Below are 20,416 nucleotides of genomic sequence, written 5' to 3' on the forward strand. Positions count from 1 at the left end.
TTTTTTTGCTCACCCTCAAACCCACCCCGAAAAAAAATGAAAGAGTGTTTTCGCCAACGCTTTTTGAAATTCAGAAACATTAAAACTTATCTTTGAAAACAAAAAAGGTGATAGAAACAAAACATAAGGTTGTATCTCATAAGGCAGATGAAATTGCTTTAGGTAAAAGGATTGCTAGATCGCAATTCAGCTTTATCGTTGGCGCAAAGAAGGACAGGCGGAGAGCTTACTACCGTTTAAAAAACACTCTTGAATATCCTGCCCTTTGTGCTGCTGCTGATTTTGTTGACAGAAATATTCCTGAAAACTTCAGAGAACTCATGTTTGGAAATGCCTTGCCAAAGAGTTACAAAGAGTTAGGCAAATGCGACTTTTCATACACAACAGAACATTTCATCAACGAAATAAACTGGACTTTAATTTCAATTCGCAAATATGCCTATCAAATAAATTTGTTCTTAGTATACAAAGAACTTTATGAGACCAATCTTCTATTAGGTGATTATGAAGAAGCAGAAAAGTATCTTGATAAAATTGAGCAAGAGATTTGTTTTTCTCTCTGGACTTTAGAGAACAGATTTCTTATTAAGGAATACAATGGTTCAAGTGCAGACAGCAAGGATTTCTTAAGTCAGTTCAATGAGGAAAACCAATCAGATGCTTATACAAAGTCATTAGCTCATTATTTAAGTTTGAGAGCAGAGCGGACATTGTCAGTAAACCGTTTCAATGCCGACTTAGAATTAGCGTTAAGCAAAATTCAAGGAGACAAGAAGCAAGAGCACATTGACTACTACCTTTTCAAGTTATCCTTTTTAAATCATTTGAAGTTTACAAACTATGTAGAGATTATCGCTTACGATTTTCAGCATAGTGTTATTGACAGATATTTGAATTTAAGAAAAGTTTTAATAAATCTTCTGACTACTGCTAATCAAATGGTGGAGAAAGTTGAAGATGGAAAAACAATCAAAGCGTATGTTCTAAATCGCATAAACTATCTAATCCGAAAAATCAACGACCCTACTTTGTTTAAACTAAAACTTTTCGCAAGTGAAAAGTTATTTCCTGCATTTGACGAAGCGGAAAGCAAAGCAGAGGTTTCAATTATTGACAAATACACAACGGGTTTTTATCAAGAAGCAGAGGAAGAATTGAGGGAACTTCTTTTGAAGAAGCCAACTCAATTTGACCTTTACGACTTGTATGTAAAATCACTCATCTATCAGAAGAAGCCATTTGCAACAGTTGGCAATTCCAAAAGCATTCAAAACCAGATTCTACATGAAATGTATCGTATTGTTTCTGTTAGTATGAATCCGACAGAAGCAGGAATAAATCTTTTGCGAATAGCAAACAACATTACAAGTTGTGTATTGAGTTATGGTATTGCAGATTTTGTTTTTCATCAGACAAAGGGGAAAGAAGAAAGAAAACTTTTAGCGAGGCTATGTTTCAATGCGGCCAATCCTGCCATCAATGAAATCTACACTGACACAGAATCACAATTGAACTATCTTGAATTTCTCAAAACGAAATTTCCAACTTCAATCACGATTGATTTCTTTTTAAATAAGATTCAGAACATTGACAATATTTCTTTCTTTGAAAAGAAACTACCTGATGTAAAATACAAAACTGAACTTGCAAAAGCACTTCAAAGAAAGAATGACTTTGAAGGAGCAGCAAGAATATGGGAATACCTAATTGAAAAGTATCAGGAAACAGTTCCTGTTTTAGAAACCGCAATAAAAAATCTTTACATCTGCTATGAAGAATTGAAGCGATTTGATGATTGCGTAAAACTTTTCGTTGATAGTTTTTTTCACAACAACTTTATCATTGACAAGATTGAAGTCCAGTCGTTGCTGAAAAAGATTAAAGAAAATCGTTTCAAAGTTGTAAGCCCCAATATTGAACTTCCCATTTTCTACACGATAGTTTCGGCAGACGAGAACGAAACTCACACCGCATTTGAAAGATTCAATTTTAGTTTCGGAGTTTGCAAGCCTTCTGAATTAATTCCAAGTTTTGATAAGTTAGAAAGCCATAAAATAATTTTCTATTTAAAGCATACTTGTGGAGCAGAAATATTAAAGCACTCCATTCACATCAACGGATCAAAAGAGCGGCTTGAAGAGAGATTAGCGATTTGTAAATTTCTAATAGACAAGGATGCTGAGGATAAAACTTTCTATGATGATGAAATTAAATCTATCACCAACATTCTGATTATTCAAAAAGGCTTGCTTGAACTTGATGAGAGTAAAATTTATGTGAATGAGCAAGGAATAATTTCAAATGAGTTAAAAGAATGCGAAGCAATTTATAGTCGCTTTAAAAACATTGCTAAGATTGCAGACAAAAGTAAGATTTGGTTGCTTGATAAAAGAGGAAGATTAACAACCCTAACTTATACAGAGGAGTCCACATTATCAGAGAAGGTGGAGTATTCCAGCAATCCTGTTTATGACATTTACAAAGAACTGTTTGATGAGATAAAAGAAAAATTTCTTCACAGCAAGTTTGGAATTGTCGCTTATTTGAGCACACGAATAAGACATGGAGTATTGCTGGGTGAAATCAGACCAATATTTGAGAAGCATAAACTAATAACACAGAAAGAAGGGGAAACATCTACATACAAAAAAAATCAACACTGGGAAAATATGTATCCGTATGAATCTAACCTCAGTAAAGGAAAGATTCAAACTCTGCTGAAAGATTTTTCTTACAGCATTGACGGTTTAATTTTTGATCTGATTAAAAAGTATCTGCAAGTTTTAGACAAAGAAAAGAATCCTGATGCTTGGTTTGATTATGATTTTGAGGATGAGGACTTGTATTGGTTTTCAATCAGAGCAATTAAGACGAAGGACTTCAACCAATTTGCAAAGGATGTGTTTGAAATACTTTGGGAAAAGACAGACCAAAATCTCAACCTGATACGTGAAAAAATTCAGAATGACATTGCTAAACAATTCAATGAATTATTTGACTGCCTTGAAAAAGACATGGTTGAATTGTTGGGGGCAAACACTGCACAAAGTATAGTTACAGAAATAAAAGCATGTTCAACTGAAACCCAAACTGTAATTCGGAGAGTTAGTAGTTGGTTTAAGAGAAGTGGAACACAGACATCTGACTTCCAATTAAACAATTTGGTGGACATTGTAATGGAACACTCAAACAAAACACACCAGAACAAGCGAATTAACCTTGACAGGCAAATGGATTTCAACTGCACAATTAAAGGAGAATTCTATACACACTTTGCAGATTTGCTTCGCATCTTCTTTGAAAACATTTTAAAACATGCTGACGATAAAGTTCTAATTATTAATTCAAAAATTACAACCAGCTCAATAGACAACTATTTGACGATAACAATTGAAAACAATGTAACCAATGCAGCCAGCATTGAAGCATTAAAAAATGTTTGGGGTGCAGAGACAATGAATGTTTCAAAACTATTAAGTGAAGGGAAATCAGGGTTTCACAAAGCGAACAAAATTGTCAAATCTGATTTTAAGAACGACACCAATTCACTATTCACAGCATTAGACGAATCAGAAGTTGTTTTTACTGTTGGTGCTAAAATCAGTTTATCAGAAATAACAACATGAAAATATTATTCATAGAAGACCATCCATATAAGTTAGGACAAGTAATGAACTTTCTTTCTGAAGCATTTCCCGATGCAGAAGTTGAGACAAGAGGTTCATACAACAGCGGTTTAAAGGAATTAATACTCCACAGCAAAAAATATGATTTCCTTCTCCTTGACATTAGTATGCCAAACTATGACATTTCTCCTGAGGAGAACGGTGGAGATTTTTTGCCATTAGCAGGAAAGCTAATCTTGAAGGAAATGTATTTGCGTGAGATTCCTACAAAAGCAATCGTAGTTACAATGCACGGCAGTTTTGAAGACGGAACAAAACTTTCAGAGCTTGATACAAAATTGAAAACTGAGTTCAGCGATAATTACGTTGGACATGTTTACTTTACAGCAGTCAGCACAGAATGGAAAGAACAACTTGAAAAACTTATCAAACAACTACACAAATGATTCAGATATTGGTTGTTGAGGATAATCCTCACAAACAAGAAAACATTCGGCAGATTATCCGAGACATCACAAACATCAAAGAAGATGATTTGCAAATTGTCAGTAGCGTTAAGGAAGCGAGAAAACTTCTTTACGACAACTATTATGATTTGATGATTTTAGATTTGGTATTGCCTATTGAAACTGGAATGGATGCAGATGCAAAACATGGGGTTCAATTTCTTGAAGACATTCATTCAAGTCCAATGTTGAAACCACCAATTCATATTGTCGGGCTTTCTCAATTCGGAGAACTTGTGGCTAAGTATCATGACCAGTTCAGTAAAAAACTTTGGAACTTGATAGATTATCATGCTGATTCAACTGGTTGGCAAGACCAACTGAAAACAATAATTTTTCACTTGGTTAAAACAAGACAAAGATTTATTCAAACAACAGTGAAGAAACATCTTTATGATGTTGCAATTATCACAGCACTTCCTGCACCTGAGTTTGAAGCAATCCTACGCTTAAACAAAGGAAAGTGGGAATCGGTTGTTGTTGAAGATGATTTCATCAAATATTTCAAAACAACATTTACAGACGGCAAAAAAGAAAGAACAATCATCGCAGCATCATCAGATCAAATGGGAATGACTGCTGCAAGCCACTTGGCAACTAAAATGATTTTGTATTTCAAGCCGCGATATTTGATAATGGGTGGAATCACCGCAGGAATCCGAGATAGGGAACTTGGCTTTGGTGATATTTTAGTTGCAGAACAATCTTGGGATTATGGAAGCGGAAAAATTGTTGAGAAAGTAACAAACGATACTGAAATCACAGACATTTCATTTCAGCCTGACACAAGAGACATTCAGTTGAGTGCAGATTTAAAAGCAAAAGTTTCAGATTTTAAACTAACAAAATCTGAGTTACTTGACAGAATTCAAAACGAGTGGCCAGGTGATGCACCAAGCACTAAACTAAAACTTCATTTGGGACCAGTTGCAAGCGGCTCTTATGTTATTTCAAGCGAATCAACTTTATCTGAAATAAAAGAGCATCAAAGAAAATTGTTGGGTGTAGAAATGGAAACCTATGGAGTTTACTATGCAGCCGAACACAGTCCAGAACCAGCAACAAAGGCAATCTCAATAAAATCTGTTTGCGATTATGGAGATGGAAAGAAGAATGACAAGTATCAGAAATATGCGGCTTACACAAGTGCAAGATTCATTTACGATTTTATCATGACAGAGCTTTAATGGAAATAGATACTTTACAAACTTTAGATGTGATTGAAGCAATGGAAAATTTCATTGCAAGAAAAAGACCGCCTGAACATATCAGAGAGAAACTTGACTTAGGTTATAAGATTGAAGACCAAAATATTTTTGTGTTTGAAATCAGACCACAGTTTGACAAGCCCGAAGAAAAGACAGAGCACCCAGTTGCTAAAGCAACATTTGTGAAAACGAAAAATCACTGGAAAGTTTTTTGGATGTGAGCAGATTTGAATTGGCACAGCTACGAACACAAGCCAACAGTGAAGAGAGTGAATGAATTTTGCAAACTTGTGGAAGAGGATAAACAACATTGGTTTTTCGGATGAAGAAAGAAGCCACCACTCACAAAAACACCCTCTTAAAAACCATTTCAAGCCAACGCTAAACCAAAGTTTTTAAGAGATTGGTTTTTCTCCCACCCAATAATAATTTTTGCCGACCCTTTTTTAAAAAAGAAATTTATTTTTCCCAGCCGCACTGGTTACTGCTAACTTGACATGACATCGCATTTAATGTAAATCGCATTTAACTATCTTTGTTGTGAAATGAAACAGTAGCGCTTCGGACAGGCAGCACCACATGCAGCTAGCGTAAGATTAAAAGAAATTATAAAAAAAGGGCTTTGTTCGCTAATCAAACAGTAGTGCTTCTAACAGGCAGTGGTGCGTTAACGAACTGTGGTGCTTCTAATCCCTTTTTCGTTGTTGTTGGTCGTAGCACCGGCCTTCATGAGGAATAGATCAACAACCTGTGAAAATGAAGTATTTGAATGCACAAACGAACCAAAACCACTTACCAAATTCCATTTACCTGGTTGTAAAGTAATTTGTATGTTGGCTTCCTGAAACGGTCTTCTCGCTGACAGAGAGTTCCTCATCGCAGAAAGATTTGATCATCGGTTAAAGTTTTGCCGCCAATGCTGGTCAGATCGGATATTCATTGATTACACGGTGCTTGCCTGTTATCAGTAACTAACCCAGGGTTCCCCGCTCTTCACATGTGCATAAGTTACCTTCACAAATACAGAAAAAATATTAAATATACATTATCTTCAATGAGTTTTTTAACCCTCAAAATTCAGCACTTATGAACACAAAAACCTTGCTTGCTGCACTTGCCGGCGCGGTGGCAGCTTTTTTCCTCGGATGGCTGCTCTTCGGTAACCTTTTAATGCCATTCTATTCTGCTCATACGATTCAGTATGAAGGGTTGATGAAAGATATGGAACAACCTGCCGGTTCCATGCTTGTGCTGATATTCATTGCCAACTTTTGCTGGTCACTGGCCATTGCATTGGTGTGTTCCTGGTCTGCCATGACAGGCATTATGAAAGGAGCCGTCATTGGAGGTACCCTTGGCTTTCTCCTGCAACTGTCCTTCGACTTGTTTATGTATTCCACCATGAATATGTACGACGGGACGCTTGTCATCGTGGATGTTCTGGTGAATGCCGCATTTAGCGCGGTGATCGGTGCCATTATCGGATGGGTGATGGCAAGAGGCGGTAACAAAGCTGCAGCAGCATAGTCAGCATCACCACTTTATAGCTTAATAGCCTTCCTGCAACCTGCTTTTTCGCAGGAGGCAGGAAGGCTTTGTGTTAGTATTGTTGCGATAGCAGCCGGCAATAATGTATTTGCCCTGTTCAGAAACGTTCAGAATAGCTTCAAGTCACTGCGGGAAGAATGGTGTGTTCTGTTATTTTTGTTTTCCGCGCAGCGGCAATAAAGTGACGTATGGATTCCGCTTGATTTGACTATTTCAGCAAATCACTTTTTAGTTTTTTAAATGCTTCCATGGCGCCCATCGATTCGCAGGTTCGTGCGCCTGCCATATTCGCTTTTGCAACAATATCCAGCCAGGCTTCCAGGGGCAGTTCATGCAACGGCACCTGCGTAATCTCACTCAGCTGATACAGTACAGCGCCTGTAAATGCATCACCGGCTCCGGTTGTGTCAACACATTCGATGGAGATGCTCGGTACCGTAATCATCTCTTCCCGGTATCCGAGCAAGGTGCCTGCAGCGCCCATGGTAATGGCGAAAACAGCATTGGATTTTTTCCGGAAGGCACGTCCCGCCTCTTCCGGTGTTGTGTTGCCGGTAAGCAGCAATGCCTCTTCATCACTAACTTTGAAGAAGCCGGCATGTTGTATGTAATGCCACGACTGATCGGTAAATGAAGATAGATTGTTGCCGAAAAGAGCTTCACGGTAGTTGGGATCGAAACTCACAAACACACCCTTTTGCAAGGAGCGTTTCAGCAGCAATAAATAAGTTTCCTGCAGCGGTCCTCCCAGGAAGGCCGTTGCGCTGCCGAAGTGTACAATACCATAATCCTCCGGCTTGATCGCATCCGCCTCTGCAGGTGTAAGTTCCCGGTCAGCACCCCTGTGAAAAACGAAATCCCGCTCGCCCCGCTCATCCAGGGAAACATAGGCCATGGTGGTGAAGTGCTCCTTATCCTGCAACATCCATTTCGTAGAAACACCGAATTCTTTCATCACCTGTATCAGCTGCCTGCCAAAGGGATCTGCACCTACTTTTGCTGCAAGATCCACTGTGCCGCCCAGTGAAGCGATGGCTGCGGCGACATTGGTGGGAGCACCACCCGGTTTTTTGATGAAGTGCTCTGCGGCGGATAGATTGGTACATCGCTCCAGGCAAAACATATCAATCAGCGCCTCACCGATGCAGAGAATTTTCATGGAATGGATTATGAATGACCTTTGTAACGAAGATCAGAGAAAAAAACAGAAATGAAAAGACGTCCGTTTACCGGTAAGAAAATAAGATTATGCCTGATCAATTCTGACCGATGTCATGGTCAGTGAACCGCCAATGGCTTTATCGTTGAAAAGCGTAATTTTTTCACCTTTTGCCTGTAGTGCCAGTACATAAAGCAATGGCAGGTAATGTTCGGGCGAAGGAATGGCTAACTCAAATGCTTTGCCTTGCGATTTATAGCGTATGAGTGACGGATGGTCGCCATCCAAAATAAATTGCTTCATCTCCGACCTTGCTTCCAGTGCCCAGTCGTATCCATATTCAGGAGCATTCAGCTTGTCCCAGGCAACCATACGGAGATTGTGCACCATATTTCCGCTGCCGATAATCAGCACACCTTTACTGCGCAGCACTGCCAGCTCTTGTGCCAGCTCATAATGATATTGCGGCCCCTGAGAATAATCGAGGCTCATCTGAATAACCGGTACATCCGCATCCGGATAGAGATGCTTGATTACGCTCCATGCGCCGTGGTCAAGTCCCCACTGATCATCCAGGCCAACCGTTGTTTTCCTGATAATTGATTTTGTTTCATTCGCCAGCGCAGGACTGCCCGGTGCCGGATATTGCACATCGAATAGGGCCTGCGGAAATCCGCCAAAGTCGTGAATGGTAGCGGGTTTTTCCATCGCTGTTACAAAGGTGCCTTTCGTTTCCCAGTGAGCCGACACACAAAGAATGGCGTTTGGCCTGGGAATGGTTTTGCCGGTGTTTCTGAAACCTGCCACAAACTCATTTTCTTCAATGGCATTCATCGGGCTTCCATGTCCGAGAAACAGCACAGGCATCTTTTCCGTGTTCCCAAAAGGAGCTGTCATTTTATTCAGTTCAGTAATTTTCATGGCGTTGGCTGCTAATGGTGCCGCGGCAAGCGGAACGAGAGATTTTAGAAACTGCATCCTGTCCATCTTTAAAATGCGGAAGGTTATGTTGTCTGATTAATAAATTGTACTGCATCGCACACAAGCATGCCACCGGATGCACAGCTGGAATAAAGGATGACTGATCGAACTTTTAATAAGTTGTCCTGCAAATGCCGGTAAGGTGTATCATGCTCTTGGCAAAGATACTGCATTGCACAGTCCCGTATGGATGGCAGCTTACGGTAGCGATGCTCTTTTGATTTTGAAGAGTCGTTAGTATTGAAAGTCAACCTGTCTGACTTACTTCAGTTTCTTTGTTTGTAACGGAAAGTGCCCGCCCTGCATGCAAGAGGAACTGTTCACCATAAAATGCGGCATTGTAAATTGCATAATGACAAATATCATGGAAAAGAGCGCTTTCAGCATACAAACAATTGCAATTCATAGCTTACTTTTGTGCTAAATCTAAAAAAACTATGAACCTGAGAAATTTAACGTTGTTCATCGCTCTATCAATGGTGATGACAGCATGTGTGAGCACAAAAAAATTTAACAGCCAGGTGGCTAAATACGATTCGTTGAAGACGGATTATGCAAAGGTGGAAGATCAGTTAAAGACCTGCCTGACGCAAAAGGAAGTAAATGACAAGAAGGTGGCTGACCTGGAAAAGGAAAATGCTTTTTACAAAGAAAACTATACTACAGCGGTTAATCAGCTGCAAAACCTGTCAGTAATATCTGCAACGCAGGCTGAGAGTATCAAGAAGTCGCTCGACAACCTGAATCTGAAAGATGCTTATATCAAGGACCTGCAGGTTTCCATGGCGAAAAAGGATTCCCTCAATATGGCGTTGGTGATGAACCTGAAAGGAGCCCTGAAGGATGTAAATGACAAAGATGTGGAGATCAAGGTGGAAGGCAGCGCGGTATTCATTTCCATTTCCGACAAAATGCTGTTCAAGAGCGGAAGCTATGAAGTTACGCCCGCTGCAAAAGCCGTTTTGGGTAAAGTTGCCGCCGTGGTGAACGGACAACCGGATATTCAGTTTATGGTGGAAGGTCATACCGACAATAAACCGATCAAGACGAGCTTTATCAAAGATAACTGGGACCTCAGTGTTTTACGGGCAACAGCGGTTACCCGCATTCTGCAAAAAGACTATGCCGTTGATCCCAAGCGCATGATTGCCGCCGGCAGAAGTGAATATATTTCTGTTGCAGCGAATGATACCGATGAGGGCCGTGCCGCTAACCGCCGCACACGCATCGTGATTCTTCCGCAGCTCGATCAGTTCTTTAAATTGCTGGAAACACAGAAGTAAAAACGCAGATAAATAGAAGCTATCTCAAAATACCCGGAGTCATCCTGTCCCGATTGATCCGGATCAGGTTCTCTTCCATTCATGCACAGATGCCGAAATAAATCCGGCATGACCGCATTGATTACCGATTTGGAGATAACTTCTCGCATTTATGCAACAGGCAGTGACTGCATCACTGCCTGTTTTTTTTGCAGTGACCTGCTGTCACAAGTTATTAAACAGTGCTTGCTGCGGCACGTTACAAGGCGGCATTGTCGCTGCTCCTGAATATCTTTGAGATACTGTGTACCGCCGGCAGTCATTATGAAGATAACCACTCCTCCTTCTGCAGCAGATTATTTGATGCCTGTGCTGCTGCTGCTTTGCCTGCTGCCGGTATCGGTATTACTGCCATTCAATGGCTTGTATGGGCAGGATGCGCATGAATATCTCCGGCTTACCCGTTCATTGCAGGCTTATATGAACGATGGAACACCCGTTACGCATTCCTATTTTCCCATTACTTATCCGCTTGTTACGTGGCTATTATCCCTTGCGGGTTTCAGCGATATCATGGCATCGCAACTTGTATCAATGCTTGCACTGACCGCTGCATTTGCATACATGAAAGAATTGACCGGCTTGCTGTTTCGTGAGAAAAATGAATCCGTTGCCTATCTCATTGCCTGTTTCTTCTTATCGCCTTATGTATTTCGTTTCGGATTGCTCAGCATGTCCGACATGCTCTGCTTGTTCTTTGTGATGGCCGCGCTTTTCCATTGCCTGCGTTATGTTAAAATGCATTCGCTGAAGGATGCAGCCCTATTCTCACTTTTTGCGGGCTGTGCCGTGTCGGCGAGATATGCGGTATTGATCCTCCTGCTGATTCCGGCTGTTTATATACTGCTATCCATCATACGCAGCAGCGATTACAGGGCTGTCATCCTGATGATGCTGTTGTTCTGTTGTGCATTGCTTCCAGACTGGTTCATCCGCGGCCGGATTCTTTTTTTGCAATGGGAAGGGGCGGGTTTCATCATCGACTATGCTTCGAATGCATACGCCTGGTCGCCGCAGCATTTTTTCCGGAATGAATTTCAGAATCCTGATGGTCAACAGCACTATGCTGTGTGGAACATCGTGGCGGCAACATTCAATATCATGCATCCTGCTTTCCTGTTTGCCGGTATCTTCCTGCTGTTCTTCCTCAGGCGGGAAGATTTTTCGATGCCGGAAATGAGGATGCTGGCTGCCATGGTAATTCTTTACGGCTTGTATATCGCGGGATTACATTACCAGAATAACCGTTACCTGCTGCAAAGTTTTCCGCCCGTACTACTGATTTTTTATCCTGCCTTCCGGAGAATGAAGACCAGGTTTATTACCAGCAAAACGGCCGGATGGATAACGTTTTTACTGGTCGTCATTATACAACTCACGCTGTTCTGCTTTTCATTTCAGAAAATCTATACGATCAATTGCACGGAAAGAGAGATCGCCGCCTCACTGAAATCGTATGAAGGGCAAACTGTTTACACGTGCGACATTACCGGAGCGCTTTCCACTTACAACGTAAAAAACCCGGTGATCGATCTGTACTTCAACCGTGTTTCGCCGCCGCAGGAGAATGCATTGCTGCTTTTCAACTATGATTATTTTTCGGAACACTATCAGCAGAAGAATCCAATGCTGAACTGGGCCTATTTACAGGATCATTTACGGCTCCGTATCCTGCAAAGTTATCCCGGAGGCTGGGCCTTATATGCTATGGAAGGCAGTCGCTAATCGGCAAACAGCGCCATAACAATTCATGTTGGTGACGGATGACAGGATGAACACTGTAATTCAGGTAATGATGGTTTTATACAACAGGCGGGCGCCAAAATAAATTATGCCGCAGCCAACGGCCTTGGAGATGATATTCATGGTGCGTTGTGTCAGCAGGTGCTTCACCCTGTTGGCAAGAAAGGTTTTCAGCAGGTCGAAGAAAAAATTGCAGATAACGGCCGCACCAAAAAAAAGGATCTTCTCCGCTTCATTGTATTCCTTGTCAATGGAAACGATGCTTACCGCGCTGAGCCAGTAGATAAAAACAAATGGATTAAGCGTATTGATCACCAAACCTTTGATGATAAACAACAGGTGACTGAAATGAGATGGCCTTGTGATGTCAATCGTTTTTGGCGTGGCAACGGGTTTCCACAAATGATACAGGCCGAAAATCAGCAACAGCGCTCCGCCTGATGCCCCAACCACATTAGATACCGTTTCATGCTGCATCAAAGTGCCAACGCTGAAGAAGGAAGCACAGATGATGAGTATATCACTCAATAATACACCTATGGCGATACTGATGGCCAGGCGATGACCGCGGGTAATACTCGTTTCAATGATGGTAAAGAAAATGGGGCCGAATGAAAAGGCTGTTATTACGCCCAATAAAACACCCTTGTAAATCAGTTCAAATATGGTATGCATGAAGGCTGCCGGAGAGGTTCGCTGTTCTTATTTGAGGAAGATAGATAAAATTACACACTGCATTGTATGCAAGATTTAAAAGTTGAGGAAATATGACCGCTCTTCTTAAATTTGAAGATCCGTCATTCCTGCAGGCTGAATCACCACCGTGATGACAGCTTAACCATCATCTTCCGTCTATGTATGCCATCCTCGATATTGAAACCACCGGTAACCATGCGGAGCGGCATCATATCACAGAGATCGCAATTCTCCATTTCGACGGAAAGGAAATCACCGACCGCTACACCACACTGGTCAGGCCCGATTCGTATATTCCTTCCTTCATCACGCAGCTGACAGGTATTACCAATGAGATGGTGGAAAACGCGCCTCACTTTTCTGCTATTGCAACTGAGCTGGATTTTTTTCTGCGAAACCGTATCGTGGTTGCGCACAACGCCCACTTTGATTATACATTTCTTAAGCATGCCTTCCATCGCGAAGGAATAATTTTTCAGCGCAGGTTGCTGTGTACACTGCGGCTCAGCAGGAAGATTATCCCGGGACTGAAATCCTATGCACTCGACAACCTCTGCCGCACGCTGCAGATTGCCCAGCGGCCAGTGCATCGGGCGGAAAGCGATGCTGTTGCCGCGCTTGCATTATTCAATTACCTGCAGTGGTCAGACAAGGAAGGCGTGATAGAAGGATTTCTGAAAAAGAAAACCACGGAAGCCAACTTTCCTCCTCATCTGCCTAAAGATGCTGTTACATCCTTACCGGCTGCAGCCGGTGTATATTATTTCCTGGATGCACAGGGCAAGGTGTTGTATGTTGGAAAGGCAAAAAACCTGAAGCAGAGAGTGCTTGGCCATTTTTCGGGCACTTCGCCTACGCGATCGAGCACCCGGCTGATGAACCAGATTCACCGTATCCGCCATCAGCTGTGCGGCAATGAGCTGGTGGCTATGTTGCTGGAGTCTGCCGAGATCAAAAAGTATTTTCCGCCATTTAATACCGCACAAAAAATTGCTGATGGCAATTACGGTTTGTATTGTTATGAAGATGGTAAAGGCTATCACCGCTTTGGCATCAGGAAGCTGAAGCCGCTCGACCGGCCGGCGGTATCGTTTGCAACGCTGGAAACGGCCCGTGCATTCCTCGTGCAGCAGCAGCGTGCATATAAGCTGTGTCCTAAACTTTGCGGATTGCAACAATCACGCGGCGCCTGTTATGATCATGAAGCGGGAACATGCGATGGAGCCTGTTGCGGCAAGGTGAACGCTGCAACTTACAATGAACGGGTGAAGGAAGTATTGACCGCTGCGCAATCAGGCAGCAGAAGTTATGCACTCATCGGCAACGGCCGAACAGCGGATGAATGCAGCGTGATTGTGATGGAAGATGGCAAATATCTTGGCTTTGGTTTCACCGACAGGCGCCATGCGCCGTGTGATATGGATACGGCAAAAAATGTTATTGAACACTATAAGGATAACCGTGAAGTGCAGGGCATCATACAAAGTTATTTACAGCAGCATAAAGATTTTGAGATGATCAGCGCTCACGCAATGGCCTTATGATACATACTGATCCTGATCGGGTTATGGCTGCTTCGCGGTTTCTTTCAGCGCCAGCTGCACCGCATAATAGGCATTCACCACACCACCGCTGACACATAACTTTTTGAGCTTTATCATTTTTGTTTTTTCTGCTTTTGCAGGAAGCTCAACCTTTTCGGGCATCTTCACCACCGATTTCATCATGATCGCCTTGACCTGCGGCGCAGTCAGCTCCGGGAAGTAGGAACGGAGCAGTGTGGCAACGCCGGCTGCCACCGGTGCTGCCATGCTTGTTCCCTGCAGGTTGCGGTATTTGTTTCCCGGAGCAGTTGAGTAGATGGCCACGCCGGGTGCAAAAAGATCTACGACCTTTCTTCCATAATTGCTGAAGGAAGCTACATTGTTGTCATACGAAGAAGCGCCTACTTCAATCCAGCTGGAGGAAGAAGTGCCATCCAGAAACTGGTTGCTCGGATAATGCGGCACCTTATCATTGTTCACGGCGTCATTACCTGCGGCATGAATCAACAGTACATCTTTGGAGATTGCATATTTCACGGCATCATCAACTGCCTTCTTATCATAACTGTATGCTTTACCAAAGCTCATGTTTATCACTTTGGCGCCGTTGTCGGCTGCATAACGTATGCTGTTGGCCACATCTTTGTCGCGTTCATCACCATCGGGCACTGCACGCAGTATCATCAGCTTTGCCGCATCTGCAATACCATTTATACCGGTGCCATTCGTACGGTCGGCGCCGATAATGCCGGCCACATGTGTTCCGTGCAGCGTGTTCAGGCAGGCAACATCAGGATTACCGTAATAACGTTCCATCGCATCTTCGTAGTTATCGCCTACGATGCTGCGCGGGTTAAAATCAGGATTGTAATGATAAAGCGCATCGGTGGCCAGGTCATTGACTTCATCTTTCAGGTTATTCATTACATCCTCCACGGAACCGCCTTCCTTTAAAATTCCGATCAGCACCTGTTGCACTATCAGCAAACTGTCGCCCGCAGGCTGATAGGCTTCCACCTGTTCAAGGGTCGGGTTTTCCATGCCCATCACCTGCAGCATGGAGGCGATTGATCGCCGGAGGCCATTGTAAAATTCATAGTTGTATCTTGGTTCGCGTGCCAGCCGGTTATAATTTTTTTGAATGTCAAGGTATCGGTTGTACTCATCACGTTCCGCGGCAGGAATGTCTTCCAACGACTTGTTGCCGTATTTGTCACTGAGCATTTTATACAGGCGGGTGATCTCAAAAGTGTCGTATTGAACATTTCCATTTTTGCCGCCAATAAAATTCCAGCCGTGCAGGTCATCAGCATAGCCGTTCCCGTCATCATCTATGCCATTGCCGGGAACTTCTTTGGCATTGGTCCAGAGGTTTGCTTTCAGATCTTCATGACTGACATCGGCGCCAAGGTCAATTACAGCCACTATCACCGGTTGTGCCGTTCTGCCTTTCAGCAGTTCATCATAAGCCTTGTTACAACTTACACCATAAAAACCACTGGCAGCAGGGTCAAGCAGGTACCAGTCTTTTGGTGGTGACTGCGCATCGCTGTTCACGGTAACAATCAAAAAGAGAAACGAAAGACACATGATCCTGATCAGGAAGCTGCTATTCATATCGGTTGGTGATTCAAAAATCGTTGAAAGATAAGTTACGCGCCAGCATCCTGTAACCTTTTTACCGGTTTTACGGAGATGCACGGTGCAGATAGCATTGTAAATGTTACGGAATCCGTAGTTGATTTTAAGCAGTCGAAATTACTATATAGCTGGTATTATCCTGTTTTTTCAACATGATTTTCGACCAAGGGAGTGGTGCCATCGACATACGATATGACGACAGTCATGCTGTGAAAGGGATAACATTCACCGGTATATGGTGCAATTTATTATCGCTTTCAGAGCGTTCGTTTTATCCGGGAAGTGACGGTGATGCTTCCGCATTGAGGCCCGGATTTTTTCCGTATTCGCTAACTTTAACGACTGATGATTTCCTATGCTCTTCGATCCCTATCATGAAACAATGCCGTTGCCACAGTTGCGTGCTTTGCAAAATCAGCGGCTGCGTACGTTACTGCATTATGTAAAAGAAAATATTTCTTTTTACCGTCAGCAGTGGGACGAGGCGGGCATTGACATCACTGCGATCAGGTCAACCGATGACCTTCACAAGCTGCCATTTACCAGAAAGGCTGCCCTGCGTGATTATTATCCTTTCGGGATGTTTGCCGTGGCGCCGGAAAAAGTACTCCGCATACATGCTTCCACGGGCACAACAGGCAAGCCGACGATCGTTGGATATACAAAAAGGGATCTGGAAATATTCGCTGAAGTGAATGCCCGCTCACTGATGGCAGCAGGCGCACAAGCCGGTATGAAACTTCAGAATGCTTACGGGTATGGTTTGTTTACGGGTGGCCTCGGCCTGCACTATGGAGCAGAGCGGCTTGGCATGACAGTGATTCCGGTTTCAGGTGGCATGACCGACCGGCAGATCATGTTGCTGCTTGATCTGAAAGCAGAGGTGATGAGTTGCACGCCGTCGTATGCGCTCCTGCTGGCTGAAGAGATTCGAAAACGTAACATTGATCCGGCGACGATGAACCTGCAGTTTATGCTATTAGGCGCCGAACCATGGACGGAAACCATTCGCGATGAAGTACAGCATTCCATGAAAGTTGCAGCCACCAATATTTACGGACTCAGTGAAGTGATCGGCCCGGGAGTGGCGCAGGAAGATGTTGAAGAACGCGGGAGCGGAAGTTATGTGTGGGAAGATCATTTTTTTCCGGAAATAGTGCATCCTGAAACCGGTGAACCGATGGATGAAGGAGCCTATGGCGTGCTCGTATTCACCACGCTTACCAAAGAAGCGATGCCACTCATCCGTTACTGGACCAATGACATAACCTGCCTGTATTATCACAGGGGAGGGAAGCGGACACATGTGAAAATGGGACCGGTCCGCGGCCGCGCCGATGATATGTTGATTATACGCGGGGTGAATTTGTTTCACACACAGATTGAAGCCATTATCCGGGACATTCCGGAATTCGCGCCGCACTATCAATTGCTCGTTACCCGGGCAGGAGCATTGGATATGGTAGAAGTACTGGTAGAATTGCAGGAGCCATTATATCATGCGTGGAACTTTCAGCCGGGCAGTGCATCAGCCGGGCAGGAAAGGATCAATTCACTGGAAAATTTTCTTTCCAAAAAAATCAAGGACAACACCGGGCTGACCATGAAGGTGCGTATTCAGCCCTATCATACCGTGCCAAGAAGCGAAGGGGGCAAATTGAATCATATCAATGACCTTCGAAAAATGCATCATCCATAGTTGGTCAAATCGCACTGCATTTACATCCTGCTGCGCATGGAGTTGTTGGCACGCATGGAATGATCAGGCCAGCCGGAATCATGCTGCAGGTCCTGCAGGAAAGCACTGGTTGAACCTTTCCGGAACCAGCTCTTCACCATCAGATAATCAATATAATAAATCAGCTTCACGGACAAGTTGTTGGTGGCCGGCGCATCAAAGGTTGCCTGGAAATTCTCTGCATAATTCTCTACCAGCGCGCTCTTACCCTGTGCAAACTGATTTATGGCATTCTTCCAGACGATATCTATTTCACTGCCCGGCGCAAATCGCCAGCGGTAAACCATATCAATGGTGAAAGCATTGTAGTTGATATTATAATCGGCCGGCTGAAACTGCTGCGACCATGCCGTATTGACCAGCATGCCTTCCGCATCCAGTTCTTTTACGGTGCTGTAGTCGGCAAAGGACCAGTAGTGCCGCACATTCATGCTGATGCCCATCTCATTGTTGAAGACGTAACTTCCGTTCATCGACACTTCATTCGTGATGTTGTTCCTGATGCCGAATAATATTTTATCCTCTTCCTCATCCACATATCCTACATCATTGATCCATCGGTTATAGGCATAATTCACCGAGAAGGAGAGGTGATCGTTCAACCTTGCCCTTGGCGAGAGATAGAAGTTGAACCGGTAGCGTCCGTCTTCGATAAATTTCCTGTAATTGGTATTAAAGCTAAAGGCGAATTTTTTGGTGTAGTCTGTTTCAAACCATCCTCCAATGTTATGATTGACAGGGTACGTATAGAATCTTCCCGGTGTTCTTGGTTCCCACCAGTCGTATGTGATCACCGGCTCTGTATAGAAAAAGATTCCGCCGGCAAGGTAGTTCCGCAGCTTCGTCCACCATTCTCCGCCTACGGAAAAGTTGTGAAACTCATTGGGATCATAGATGCGGACATAAGAAGTGTTCAGGTTAAAGGACATGCTCAGGAAAGGTCCGAAAGGGTCGTAGATGTTATAGGCAGTTTCCACTCCTTCTCCCCACGTATTATTGTTGCTTAAATAGCCAAGATCATTCGGATCATAGGTATCACTTTGAATGTACTGCCAGATGGTTCCTGTGAATTTTCCGCTGATCTTCCGGAGATTCAGGCCGGTATTGAAACCTGTTTCGGGATTTTTCAACCCGTCAAAATATTTCTGGCTGACTGCGCCGTTGGCATAGATGCCATACGATTGCTTTTTATTGTTCAACTGAAATTCGCCTCCCGTTACATTGGCATCGTAGTATGATCCTTCCCGCATCACATTGGTATTGATGAGCGTGACGTATGAATTATTTTTTAAGCCCTGGTCAAAGACCAGCACGTTATAATTGGTCAGCGGATTGGTGAGCAGTTTCCTTTCTGCTCCACTTTCTGTATTGCTGATCACTGCATGCGTAGCAGTTGAAATGGCATTGAAATAGCCAATGCCCAGGTTCTTACCGGTGCGCCCTGAAATTTTAGTAGCATTGATCAACTGCGATTCCGCCGGATTTTCTTTTACCACCTCATGATCGCCGGTGGAATCGTAGGCATCATAGTATCCTATCGGCGTGCCGCCAACACGGCGTGAATAAAACAATCCGCCCTTGTTGAAGAGTTCGGTTCCTTCCGTAAAGAACTGCCGTTTCTCATCAAAGCGAACTTCAAACGGGGAAAGGTTGAGCACCTGCGCATCGGATTGTACCTGGCCGAAATAGGGAACCAGTGTCATATCCAGGGTGAATGCATCATTGATGCCGTACTTCAGGTCAAGACCACCATTGAAGCCATAGCTGTTTTCGGATGGGTTGCTCCTGTCGTTGTAATTTTCAAAGTATGCCGCCACATAAGGATACAAAGCCAGCCTGACCGGCGGCTTGATGTTTTTTATGCCGTTCAGCAAGCCCGCCTGGTTCAGGAAACCATTCACCTCCGGATCAATCTCGCTCCAGAATGATTTTTCCCTGTTGTGGTTGATGAACCGTCCGAAGTTGATGCGCCAGGATTGTTCGGCATCACCCGGAAAACGCAACGCGGAATAGGGAATGCGGAATTCCGCTGTCCATTGCTGATTGGTAACTTTTACTTTGCAGTTCCATACGGCATCCCAGCTGAAATCTTCCCCGAACACAGAATATTTGGCGTCATTCTCCACGCCTGATGCGGTAATGATCATGCCCACGCCGTTCAGGCCATCACGGTAGCAATCTAAAAATACACCAAACCAGTCGGCCACGTTAATGTTGTCGCGTGCAGAAAGTTCTGTATTGATGGCTGCACCTGAGCTGTCATACATTACAGCCCCGATATAAATCGCCACATCATCGTAGAGAATTTTTACTTCCGTTTTTTGTTGCGCCGGTTTTCCGGGTACGGGTTCAAGTTGAATAAATTCATCAGCCACCGGCGCATTCGCCCAGGGTGCATCATTCAATTCGCCGTCAATCTGAACAGGCTGATCGATCCGCAAAGCCTGCACCGATTTGGAAATTTTTGCAGGAGTGTCCTGTGCCGAAACGGTGGCAAAGCAAAAAAAGAACAGGAGTATCAGCAGGAAGCGTACAGCCATCAGTTAAAAGGAATGGTTAAAATACAACAAATCAAAGCCACGGATTTCCACTCTTCTACATACTGATGATGGTTGTTGATCAAAGCTTATTTTCTTTCGACCAAAAATCAGGGATGGATAGAAAGGTTGCCGGTCTTGTTCGTTTCAGGAAGGGTGGCCGGCCC

At 43.6% G+C, this 20,416-nt stretch carries 15 protein-coding genes; 10 read left to right on the forward strand and 5 right to left on the reverse strand.

What is annotated here, in order from left to right:
* The first annotated feature begins 92 nt into the window (after positions 1 to 92).
* From K1X61_12090 to K1X61_12115, 6 genes are all read left to right on the forward strand, one after another.
* Positions 93 to 3,626, forward strand: coding sequence for a hypothetical protein (locus K1X61_12090; GenBank protein MBX7109380.1), 3,534 nt, complete (start codon positions 93 to 95; stop codon positions 3,624 to 3,626).
* A complete protein-coding gene (locus K1X61_12095) occupies positions 3,623 to 4,072 on the forward strand; it encodes a hypothetical protein (protein MBX7109381.1) in 450 nt (149 codons plus the stop codon). Before K1X61_12090 ends, K1X61_12095 begins: the two co-directional genes overlap by 4 nt.
* Positions 4,069 to 5,319: a hypothetical protein gene (locus K1X61_12100; GenBank protein ID MBX7109382.1), complete on the forward strand. Its 1,251-nt coding sequence runs from the start codon at positions 4,069 to 4,071 to the stop codon at positions 5,317 to 5,319. The genes K1X61_12095 and K1X61_12100 overlap by 4 nt, the downstream gene beginning before the upstream one ends.
* Positions 5,319 to 5,561, forward strand: a complete 243-nt coding sequence (locus tag K1X61_12105) for a DUF3024 domain-containing protein (GenBank protein MBX7109383.1) — start codon at positions 5,319 to 5,321, stop codon at positions 5,559 to 5,561. The genes K1X61_12100 and K1X61_12105 overlap by 1 nt, the downstream gene beginning before the upstream one ends.
* Before the next feature lie 6 nt (positions 5,562 to 5,567).
* Positions 5,568 to 5,666 carry a DUF3024 domain-containing protein gene (locus tag K1X61_12110; protein MBX7109384.1) on the forward strand — a complete coding sequence of 33 codons (99 nt, stop codon included), beginning with the start codon at positions 5,568 to 5,570 and terminating at the stop codon, positions 5,664 to 5,666.
* Positions 5,667 to 6,426: 760 nt separating this feature from the next.
* Positions 6,427 to 6,867, forward strand: coding sequence for a hypothetical protein (locus K1X61_12115; protein ID MBX7109385.1), 441 nt, complete (start codon positions 6,427 to 6,429; stop codon positions 6,865 to 6,867).
* Between the two features lie 229 nt (positions 6,868 to 7,096).
* On the opposite strand, the gene K1X61_12120 is transcribed toward K1X61_12115, so the two are convergent.
* Entirely contained in the window at positions 7,097 to 8,047 is a 951-nt protein-coding gene (locus tag K1X61_12120; protein MBX7109386.1) for a carbohydrate kinase, read from the reverse strand.
* 87 nt (positions 8,048 to 8,134) lie between these two features.
* Complete coding sequence (gene ygiD / locus K1X61_12125; GenBank protein MBX7109387.1) at positions 8,135 to 8,968, reverse strand: 4,5-DOPA dioxygenase extradiol; 834 nt, start codon at positions 8,966 to 8,968, stop codon at positions 8,135 to 8,137.
* A 497-nt stretch (positions 8,969 to 9,465) separates the two neighbouring features.
* On the opposite strand from ygiD, the gene K1X61_12130 reads away from it, so the two are divergent.
* Together K1X61_12130 and K1X61_12135 are read left to right on the forward strand one after the other, a co-directional pair.
* Positions 9,466 to 10,311 carry an OmpA family protein gene (locus K1X61_12130; protein MBX7109388.1) on the forward strand — a complete coding sequence of 282 codons (846 nt, stop codon included), beginning with the start codon at positions 9,466 to 9,468 and terminating at the stop codon, positions 10,309 to 10,311.
* A 303-nt stretch (positions 10,312 to 10,614) separates the two neighbouring features.
* Positions 10,615 to 12,075, forward strand: a complete 1,461-nt coding sequence (locus K1X61_12135; GenBank protein ID MBX7109389.1) for a hypothetical protein — start codon at positions 10,615 to 10,617, stop codon at positions 12,073 to 12,075.
* Positions 12,076 to 12,135: 60 nt separating this feature from the next.
* Here the strand turns inward: K1X61_12135 and K1X61_12140 are convergent, their stop codons facing one another.
* Positions 12,136 to 12,768 carry a LysE family translocator gene (locus K1X61_12140; protein MBX7109390.1) on the reverse strand — a complete coding sequence of 211 codons (633 nt, stop codon included), beginning with the start codon at positions 12,766 to 12,768 and terminating at the stop codon, positions 12,136 to 12,138.
* A gap of 179 nt (positions 12,769 to 12,947) precedes the next feature.
* Between K1X61_12140 and K1X61_12145 the strand changes: the two genes are divergently transcribed.
* Positions 12,948 to 14,333 (forward strand): 3'-5' exoribonuclease, encoded by a 1,386-nt coding sequence (locus K1X61_12145; GenBank protein ID MBX7109391.1) that lies wholly within the window; start codon positions 12,948 to 12,950, stop codon positions 14,331 to 14,333.
* A gap of 21 nt (positions 14,334 to 14,354) precedes the next feature.
* On the opposite strand, the gene K1X61_12150 is transcribed toward K1X61_12145, so the two are convergent.
* Positions 14,355 to 16,034: a S8 family serine peptidase gene (locus tag K1X61_12150; GenBank protein ID MBX7109392.1), complete on the reverse strand. Its 1,680-nt coding sequence runs from the start codon at positions 16,032 to 16,034 to the stop codon at positions 14,355 to 14,357.
* A gap of 295 nt (positions 16,035 to 16,329) precedes the next feature.
* On the opposite strand from K1X61_12150, the gene K1X61_12155 reads away from it, so the two are divergent.
* Positions 16,330 to 17,673, forward strand: a complete 1,344-nt coding sequence (locus K1X61_12155; protein ID MBX7109393.1) for a phenylacetate--CoA ligase — start codon at positions 16,330 to 16,332, stop codon at positions 17,671 to 17,673.
* Between the two features lie 20 nt (positions 17,674 to 17,693).
* Here the strand turns inward: K1X61_12155 and K1X61_12160 are convergent, their stop codons facing one another.
* Positions 17,694 to 20,252 (reverse strand): carbohydrate binding family 9 domain-containing protein, encoded by a 2,559-nt coding sequence (locus K1X61_12160; GenBank protein MBX7109394.1) that lies wholly within the window; start codon positions 20,250 to 20,252, stop codon positions 17,694 to 17,696.
* Positions 20,253 to 20,416: the final 164 nt, after the last annotated feature.

Source organism: Chitinophagales bacterium, assembly GCA_019694975.1.
In the GTDB taxonomy this organism is placed as follows: Bacteria; Bacteroidota; Bacteroidia; order Chitinophagales; family UBA10324; genus JACCZZ01.

Excerpts from the sequence above, each read along its gene's own strand:
- K1X61_12115 (MBX7109385.1), top strand. The coding sequence starts at position 6,427 with ATGAACACAAAAACCTTGCTTGCTGCACTTGCCGGCGCGGTGGCAGCT.
- K1X61_12105 (MBX7109383.1), top strand. The coding sequence starts at position 5,319 with ATGGAAATAGATACTTTACAAACTTTAGATGTGATTGAAGCAATGGAA.
- K1X61_12130 (MBX7109388.1), top strand. The coding sequence starts at position 9,466 with ATGAACCTGAGAAATTTAACGTTGTTCATCGCTCTATCAATGGTGATG.
- ygiD (MBX7109387.1), bottom strand. The coding sequence starts at position 8,968 with ATGAAAATTACTGAACTGAATAAAATGACAGCTCCTTTTGGGAACACG.
- K1X61_12160 (MBX7109394.1), bottom strand. The coding sequence starts at position 20,252 with ATGGCTGTACGCTTCCTGCTGATACTCCTGTTCTTTTTTTGCTTTGCC.
- K1X61_12155 (MBX7109393.1), top strand. The coding sequence starts at position 16,330 with ATGCTCTTCGATCCCTATCATGAAACAATGCCGTTGCCACAGTTGCGT.
- K1X61_12140 (MBX7109390.1), bottom strand. The coding sequence starts at position 12,768 with ATGCATACCATATTTGAACTGATTTACAAGGGTGTTTTATTGGGCGTA.
- K1X61_12135 (MBX7109389.1), top strand. The coding sequence starts at position 10,615 with ATGAAGATAACCACTCCTCCTTCTGCAGCAGATTATTTGATGCCTGTG.
- K1X61_12095 (MBX7109381.1), top strand. The coding sequence starts at position 3,623 with ATGAAAATATTATTCATAGAAGACCATCCATATAAGTTAGGACAAGTA.
- K1X61_12145 (MBX7109391.1), top strand. The coding sequence starts at position 12,948 with ATGTATGCCATCCTCGATATTGAAACCACCGGTAACCATGCGGAGCGG.
- K1X61_12100 (MBX7109382.1), top strand. The coding sequence starts at position 4,069 with ATGATTCAGATATTGGTTGTTGAGGATAATCCTCACAAACAAGAAAAC.
- K1X61_12120 (MBX7109386.1), bottom strand. The coding sequence starts at position 8,047 with ATGAAAATTCTCTGCATCGGTGAGGCGCTGATTGATATGTTTTGCCTG.